This is a genomic window from Dietzia sp. DQ11-71 (assembly GCF_014144995.1).
Lineage (GTDB): Bacteria > Actinomycetota > Actinomycetes > Mycobacteriales > Mycobacteriaceae > Dietzia > Dietzia kunjamensis.
The window spans coordinates 1-3,074 of record NZ_JAALDT010000222.1 but is presented as its reverse complement, the minus strand read 5'-3'; the positions used below and the strand labels follow the sequence as shown (position 1 = coordinate 3,074).

Annotated in this window: 2 protein-coding genes and 1 pseudogene; all 3 read left to right on the top strand. The window is 70.7% G+C overall.

Annotated elements, in window-relative coordinates; translation table 11 throughout:
• Positions 1–183: 183 nt before the first annotated feature.
• The 3 genes and pseudogenes from G6023_RS08700 (at position 184) to G6023_RS08690 (ending at position 3,068) form a co-directional block, all read left to right on the top strand.
• On the top strand, positions 184–600 hold the full coding sequence (locus G6023_RS08700; RefSeq protein ID WP_067719351.1) for a rhodanese-like domain-containing protein: 417 nt from the start codon (positions 184–186) through the stop codon (positions 598–600).
• A 12-nt stretch (positions 601–612) separates the two neighbouring features.
• Positions 613–1,899, top strand: a pseudogene (locus G6023_RS08695) (O-succinylhomoserine sulfhydrylase); the annotation flags it as partial.
• A gap of 17 nt (positions 1,900–1,916) precedes the next feature.
• Entirely contained in the window at positions 1,917–3,068 is a 1,152-nt protein-coding gene (locus G6023_RS08690) for a glycosyltransferase family protein (RefSeq protein ID WP_187700072.1), read from the top strand.
• Positions 3,069–3,074 lie beyond the last annotated feature (6 nt).

Here is a 3,074-nt window from a genome sequence, read left to right as displayed (position 1 = left end):
CCCGGTTGTCACTCCAGTCCAGCAGTGCCTCGCTGGCGTACACCCCCGCCGGACCGGAGCCCACGACGGCCACACGGAACGGGGTCTTTGTGACGGGCGTCATGTCCGCGATCGTCGCACAGAAAAGCGAGCGGGGTACCTCGACCCCGCCGATCGGTCGTCGGGGGAGCATAATCGACACCCATGAGCGACTACGCCGGGGATCTATCGCCCCGCCAGGCCTGGGATCTGCTCGCCTCCGATCCCGACGCCGTGTTGGTGGACGTCCGTACCAGCGCCGAGTGGCAGTGGGTCGGCGGCGCCGATCTGTCCGAGCTGGGCAAGCGCACGCTGGGCATCGAGTGGATGACCTCGGCGGGCCAGCCCAACGAGCGGTTCGTCGAGCACCTCGGCGAGGCCGGTGTCGCCGCGGAGACACCGGTGTTGTTCCTGTGCCGCAGTGGTGGCCGGTCCGCCGCCGCCGCGAGCCTGGCCACCGCCGCCGGATACCGCACCGCCTACAACGTGGCCGAGGGGTTCGAGGGCGACCCGGACGCCGCCGGACACCGCGGCACCGTCAACGGGTGGAAGGTCGCGGGCCTGGCCTGGCGCCAGTCCTGACCGGGCCACCCTGACCGGCGCGCCCCTCGCCCGCACCGCCCCCGCCTCCCGCCGCATCACCCACGCACCACACACAAGAAAGCAGCGATGAGAAACAACGAGCTCCCCGACGGTCTCCACCCCGACACCCTGGGCGTGCGGGCCGGGCAGATGCGCACCGGCTTCGAGGAGACCACAGAGCCGATGTTCCTCAACTCCGGCTACGTCTACGAGTCCGCGGAGGCGGCCGAGGCGTCGTTCAACGGCGAGAAGCAGCGGTTCGTCTACTCCCGCTACGGCAACCCGACGGTCGCGATGTTCCAGGAGCGGCTGCGGCAGATCGAGGGCGCCGAGGCGTGCTTTGCCACCTCCTCCGGCATGTCCGCGGTATTCGTGGCCCTGGCCGCGCTGTGTGGGAACGGGTCGCGCCTGGTGGCCTCGCGCGCGCTGTTCGGCTCCTGTTACGTGATCTGTGCCGAAATCCTGCCGCGGTGGGGTGTGGAGACGGTGTTCGTCGACGGCGCCGACCTCGACCAGTGGCGCGAGGCGCTCAGCGAGCCCACCGACGCAGTCTTCTTTGAGACCCCCTCCAACCCCATGCAGGAGCTGGTCGACGTTCGCGCGGTGTGCGATCTCGCCCACGCCGCCGGCGCGCAGGTCGTGGTGGACAACGTCTTCGCCACCGTCCTGCACCAGAAGCCGCTCGAGCTGGGCGCGGACATCGTCGTGTACTCCACCACCAAGCACATCGACGGCCAGGGCCGCGTGCTCGGCGGCGCCGTGCTGGGCACCGAGGAGTACATCTCCGGCCCTGTGCAGAACCTCATGCGCCACGCCGGGTTCGGGATGAGCGCGTTCAACGCGTGGGTCCTGCTCAAGGGCCTGGAGACCATGAGCCTGCGCGTCGAGCGGATGAGTGCCAACGCGCTGGAGGTGGCGCGGTTCCTGGAGTCGCACCCGGCCGTGGAGCGGGTGACATACCCGATGCTCGAGTCGCACCCGCAGTACGAGCTGGCGCGGGCGCAGATGTCGGGCGGCGGGTCGGTGGTGACGTTCGGGTTGAAGTACGACGCCGACGACGAGGGCGGCCGCGGCAAGAAGGAGTGCTTCTCTCTGCTGAACTCGTTGGAGGTCATCGACATCTCCAACAACCTGGGCGATGCCAAGACGCTGGTGACCCATCCCGCGACGACGACCCACGCGTCCATGGAGCCCGAGGCCCGCGCCGCGGTGGGCATCGGCGACAACGTGGTCCGCCTGTCCGTGGGGCTGGAACACGCGGGCGACCTCATAGAGGACCTGCGTCGCGGTCTGGGGTGACGGTCTAGATTGATCGTATGTCTGATCGGGGTGAACATTCCCGGGTCCGGGTGGCGGTGCTGCCGGCCGCCCATCCCGCGGTTCGCCGTATCACCGGCCTGGATGGCGCTGAGCACGTAGAGCTGGTGCCCGTCCGGCCCGGGGTGGTGAACGGGCAGACCCCGCCCGAGGCGGTGACTCCCGCGGAGTTCGATCCCGGCCACGAGGCGTCGGGTGAGATGCCGCGCGATTGCGACCCGCTGGCCGGCGTCGACCTGGCGCACGTGCACTTCGGGTACGACTACCTCGAGCCGGAGAGCGTGGACGGGGTGGTGGAGCATCTGGCGCGGGCCGGGGTGCCGATGGTGCTCACCGTCCACGACATCGTCTACCCGTCCCACGAGGACGAACTCCCGCACCGGGATCACACCGGCACACTGGTCGAGGCCGCCGCTGCCGTGGTCACGCTGACCGAGGTGGCGGCGCACGAACTGTGGGTGCGGTGGGGCGTCGAACCGGTGGTCGTGCCGCACCCGCGGCTGCTGGACGAGGACGAGGTCTCCTCCGCCATCCGCGCCGGCAAGCACCTGCGCGGTCCCGGCGATCCGGTGGTGGTGGGGGTGTTGCTGGAGCGGATGGGCGAGAACATCGACGGCCCGGAGCTGCTGGACCAGCTGGCGCCCGTCGCCCACGGGCGGCGGGGCGCGCACCTGCGGATCGTCGTGGAGGCGCAGGCGTGGCGCGACGCGTGCGGCGAGGACCGCGAGGCCGGCGGGCACCATCTGGTGGCGGAGCTGGCGGCCGAGGGCGGCTGGGAGTCGGTGCGGTTGGTGAGGTACGAGTCGCTGGACCTGGCGCCGTTGCTGGCCGAGTTCGCCGCGCTCGACGTGTGCGTGTTGCCGTACCGGTTCGCCACCCATTCCACCTGGTTGGAGTTGTGCCGCGACCTGGGCGTGTCGCCGGTGTTCCCGGCGGTGGGGTGCCTGCGGGAGCAGTGGTTCGACCGTTGCGATCCGGGTGATCACTCCGGGGAGGTCTACGATCCCCGCGATCCGTCCGCGGTGGCGGTGGCGGTCCGGGCGGCGTTGGAGAATCCGCGGGCCGTCCCGCCGCGGGTCGAGGGCGCTGATCCGACGAGCGTCATCGCGGCTCATGCGCGGATCTACGACGAGGCCGCGGGGCGCCGCTGAGCGTCC